This is a genomic window from Longimicrobium sp. (genome assembly GCF_048594345.1).
GTDB lineage: Bacteria > Gemmatimonadota > Gemmatimonadetes > Longimicrobiales > Longimicrobiaceae > Longimicrobium.
The window spans coordinates 1-4,187 of the sequence record NZ_JBMDXM010000098.1; the positions used below are offsets into that span (position 1 = coordinate 1).

A 4,187-nucleotide genomic window follows, 5' to 3' on the forward strand; every position below is an offset into this window, starting at 1 on the left:
GAAGCCCGCGCCGATCGTTCACGCCGCGCCGATGCCCAGCCCGAAGGGCTTCCCGTCGTTCCAGGGGGGCGTCTTCAGGCGCCTCCTCCGCGCCAGGCCCGAAATAGACGAGGGCCCTCTTCCGACTTCCCGGAAGAGGGCCCTCGTTCATTTCACCGGTCCGTCGATGCCGGTCCGCCGGTCTCAGTGGCGGGTGCCGGTGCGGCGGTGCCAGTCGTCGTGCTCGGCCTTGCACTGCGAGGTCACCTGGACGCGCTGCGACCAATTGTCGGCGTTGTTCATCCGGTCGCGGCAGCGGGCGTCGTGCACGCGGTGGAACTCGCTGTGGCTGGCCGAATAGCTGGTGTTGCTGCGCGAGCCGTAGACGGTGCGGCTGTCGCTGCGCCGGTTGTCGTCGTAGCGCGGATCGTAGCGGCCGCTGCCGCCCAAGCCGATCCACTCCCAGATGCTGCGGCTGGTGTTGTAGCGGTAGCCGCCGCAGTTGGCCGCGGTGTTGTGCGGGTTGCCGCGCCCCTGGCACCAGCCGCGGGGCACCGCGCGGCCGTTGCGGCTCAGCGTGCGGCGGTCGCCGCTCAGCACCCACCCGCCGTTGTCGCGGCGCGTGACGCGGGAATCGCGGCGGTCGTCGCGCCGGTCATCCCAGCGATCGTCGTCGCGGTCGCGGCGGCGGTCGTGCTGCTCGGCGCGGCCCTTGTTGCCGTTGCCGTTCCCGTGGCCGCGCCCGTTCCCCTGCGCGTCCGCCGGCGCCGCCGACAGCGCCGCGGCCACCATCCGCGCCAGGGGAAGAGAAAGCCTGCTCTTGATCGTCATGATGCTGATACTCCGCTGTCGGTTAACTGCTACGCTCCGAACTCGGCCCGTCTGACGAGCAAGGGAGGTGCCAGGTCACATTCCTCCAATCACTTAGCCCTCACGCGAATTTGTCCGGCGCCCGCCTCGGAGCGCATTCCGCCGATCGTCCCACCGTGAGGACGAAGGTGTCACCTGGGCGACTGCATCAAAATCTGCTACCATCTGCCACGAGAGTGGTACGAGGGCCGAGACACGGAACGAGGACAACGCCCCGCGCTTCCGCACTTCCGCACTTCCGCACTTCCGCACTCACGCACTTCCTCCCTCACGGCTCCACCACCTCCTGATCCTCCGGCGACGGCGTGGCGGATCGCCGCGTACGGCCGGCGCGAATGGCCACCGACACGCCGGCGAAAATCAGTGCCACGGCGGGGATCATCATGGGGCTGATGCGCTCGTGCAGCAGGGGCACGGCCAGCAGCGCCGTCATCACCGGCTGCACGTAGACAAAGGTGGATACCAGGCTGGCCTCCACCTTTCGCGACGCCCACAGGTTCAGGTAGTACGCCGCCACCGTGGGCCCCACGATGATGTACGCCATTGCCGCCCACGTGGTCGCACTCATCCCGCCCGTTTCGCGGATGGCGGGCATCAGCCCCCACGGAATCATCCCCACCACGCCGAACGCGAACACCCAGGTGATGACGGTGAGCGCGTGGTAGCGCTTCAGCAGCCCGCGGCTGATCACCAGGTAGATGCTGTACGAGGCCACGTTGCTCAGCGCCAGCAGGTTGCCCGCCACGCTCCCCTCGTGCACGCCCACGCCAACGAGCATCAGCGCGCCGGTCCCCGCCAGGGCGATGCCCAGCCACTTGGCGCGCGTGGCCGTCTCCTTCTTGAGCAGGATGGCGACCAGCAGCGTCATGGCCGGGCCCGCGGCCACCAGCGTCTGCGCGGCCGTGGCCGTCGTCAGGGTGAGCGCGGTGATGTACAGCAGCTGGTTGGCGATCACGCCGAACAGCGAGTACAGCGCCAGCAGCCCGTAGTCGCGCCACGAGCGGATGCGCTCGCGGACGATGACGCGCTGCAGGATCAGGAACAGGATGGCTGCGCCGGTCACGCGCAGCAGCGCCAGCGCGGGGCTGGACAGGTCGCGCAGCGCCACCTTCACCACCACGGGAAGGGTGGAGAACAGCACCTGCACCAGCACCAGCGCCAGGATCACCTTCGGAGACTTCAAAACCGCGTGCTTCGGTGGATAGAGGCAAAAAGCTCCGGCCCCGCCGCGTGGCGAGGGCCGGAGTCGTCGTTTGGGGGATGCGGGGCACTCATGATCCATGCCCCGCGCGCGACAATCTGCGCCGCGTCAGCCGTCCGCGACAGGGCCGCGCCGCGGCATCGGCATGCGGATCCACCGCCGCGAACCGCCACGGCGGTGCGTGACCAAGGTGGCGGAGTTATGGCGCCATGGCCGGCGGGCGCTTCCGCCGTGCAGGTGGTGTCTGAATTCTTCGATGCCGACGCCGGCACCACGGCTGGCGTGTTCGGGACGCGGGGGTGTCATTCCCCAGGCCGGGTGCGTATCTTGCCGCCGCTTGCAGGACCCTGACGGAGCCAGTTACACACGCGGAGGAACGGATGAGCGAGACGAACGGCCACGACCACGACCATGGTGGTGAGGAGGAGGGATTCGGAGTTGCCCTTGGGTTCCGGATCTTCGAGGCGGAGGGCGGGATCTACATGGCCGAGGCCGAGATCTCGTCGTACGTGGACGACCCCAACTCGCTGGGCGCCACGCTGGTGTTCCACTCGCTGACCGAGCTGGACCCCACCTCGGCGCCCGATGACGACGAGGATGACAACGGGTGGCGCATTGACATCGACGATGAACTCACCCGCACCGAGGGCGCCCCGATGCGCGACCAGTTCCACGCCATCCTGCGCCAGCTGGCCGGCCTGGGCGAGGATGATCTTCGCGCATACCTCACGCAGGCGCGTGAGGAAACCGGGAGCGTGGATGAGGACGAAGGGCAGGGGTAAGGGAATAGGGAACAGGGAATAGGGAATAGCGGGATAAAAGCAGTCCCCGCTTCTTGCTCCTTGAACCCGCCGCTTTCGAAACCGCGAGCCCCGCTGGACGAGCAGTCCTGGCGGGGCTCCCGCGTCGATGGAAACGGCTCGAGCCGTGTGCAGGCTATTCCCTATTCCCTGCTGTTCATCTTTCCCGTTTCCCCATTCCGCCCTCCGCGATTACCTTTGTGCCGCGGCAATCCCTCCCGATGATCCTCCCCCGATGACGACAGGTATGTGGTGCGAAGGATGGCGTCGATCCGCGCGCGGCTGAAGAAGATGCTCTGGGCGCTGCTGTGCGTGCTGCTGATCGTCATCGTCGCCGGCGCGGCCGTGGTGAGCCGGCGGCGGCCGACGCACGAGCGTCCGTGGGTGGCGGAGCAGGCGCTGCTGCCGTCCATCGCGCTGGACGGCGAGCGTGCACACGTGCGCAACGTGCGCAACTTTACCTACCGCACCGGCACCGACTTCACCCCCGGCTACCGCGACCACACGTACGACCTGGACAAGCTGCAGCGCGTGTGGTTCGGGCTGTCGCCGTTCAACCGCGACTGGCGTGGGCCGGCGCACGCGTTTCTCTCCTTTCAGTTCGCGGACGGGCAGTACGTGGCCGTGTCCGTGGAGGCGCGGCGCGAGGCGGGGGAGTCGTACTCCATCTGGAAAGGCGCCCTTCGCCAGTACGAGCTGATCTACGTGATCGGCGAGGAGCGCGACCTGGTGGGCGTGCGCGTGTTGAAGGACGACCCCGTGTACCTGTATCCCATGCGGGCCACGCCCGAGCAGGCGCGCGCGCTGTTCGTCCGCATGCTGCGTCGGGCGCAGCAGGTGGAGCGGCGGCCGGAGTTCTACAACACCTTTTCCAACAACTGCACCACCAACATCCTGGAGCCGGTCAACCAGATTGCCGACAAGGACATCCCGTTCGGCCTGGAGATCCTGCTCCCCGGGTACAGCGACAAGCTGGCGCACGAGCGCGGCCTGATCGACACCGAGCTGCCGCTGGAGCAGGCCCGCCGCCGCTTCGAGGTGAACGAGCGCGCCCGCGCCGCCATCGCCGCCCCCGACTTCTCCGCCAGCATCCGCGGGTAACCGCACCCAGGCCAGCGGGATCTTTGCCGAGGCTGGCGCGCACGAAGAAGCAGCGGAGTCAGCACGAGACAACTCCGTTGACTCCGTGTGATCGTGATACCGAATCCGGAAAAACAACATCGGAAGGTACAGAGGAACCGGGAACCGCCAGAGGAACAGAGGTGATCCGCATTCCTCCTCTGTTCCTCTGGCTGTTCTCTGTTCCTCTGTACCCTGACCTCTGTTTTCAGTAGTCC

Annotated in this window: 4 protein-coding genes; 2 read left to right on the plus strand and 2 right to left on the minus strand. The window is 67.5% G+C overall.

Annotation, left to right across the window (positions count from 1 at the left end; translation table 11 throughout):
* Positions 1–183: 183 nt before the first annotated feature.
* Together ACOJUJ_RS10930 and ACOJUJ_RS10935 are read right to left on the minus strand one after the other, a co-directional pair.
* Positions 184–810: a hypothetical protein gene (locus ACOJUJ_RS10930; protein ID WP_420126907.1), complete on the minus strand. Its 627-nt coding sequence runs from the start codon at positions 808–810 to the stop codon at positions 184–186.
* Positions 811–1,117: 307 nt separating this feature from the next.
* Positions 1,118–2,032, minus strand: coding sequence for a DMT family transporter (locus tag ACOJUJ_RS10935; protein ID WP_420126908.1), 915 nt, complete (start codon positions 2,030–2,032; stop codon positions 1,118–1,120).
* A gap of 398 nt (positions 2,033–2,430) precedes the next feature.
* Between ACOJUJ_RS10935 and ACOJUJ_RS10940 the strand changes: the two genes are divergently transcribed.
* Both ACOJUJ_RS10940 and ACOJUJ_RS10945 read left to right on the plus strand, forming a co-directional pair.
* Positions 2,431–2,832: a hypothetical protein gene (locus ACOJUJ_RS10940; protein ID WP_420126909.1), complete on the plus strand. Its 402-nt coding sequence runs from the start codon at positions 2,431–2,433 to the stop codon at positions 2,830–2,832.
* 279 nt (positions 2,833–3,111) lie between these two features.
* Positions 3,112–3,951, plus strand: coding sequence for a DUF4105 domain-containing protein (locus ACOJUJ_RS10945; RefSeq protein WP_420126910.1), 840 nt, complete (start codon positions 3,112–3,114; stop codon positions 3,949–3,951).
* The last annotated feature ends 236 nt before the right edge of the window (positions 3,952–4,187 follow it).

Bases quoted from the DNA above. Each gene is read 5' to 3' on its own strand.
- ACOJUJ_RS10930 (WP_420126907.1), bottom strand. From the start codon at position 810: ATGACGATCAAGAGCAGGCTTTCTCTTCCCCTGGCGCGGATGGTGGCC.
- ACOJUJ_RS10940 (WP_420126909.1), top strand. From the start codon at position 2,431: ATGAGCGAGACGAACGGCCACGACCACGACCATGGTGGTGAGGAGGAG.
- ACOJUJ_RS10945 (WP_420126910.1), top strand. From the start codon at position 3,112: ATGGCGTCGATCCGCGCGCGGCTGAAGAAGATGCTCTGGGCGCTGCTG.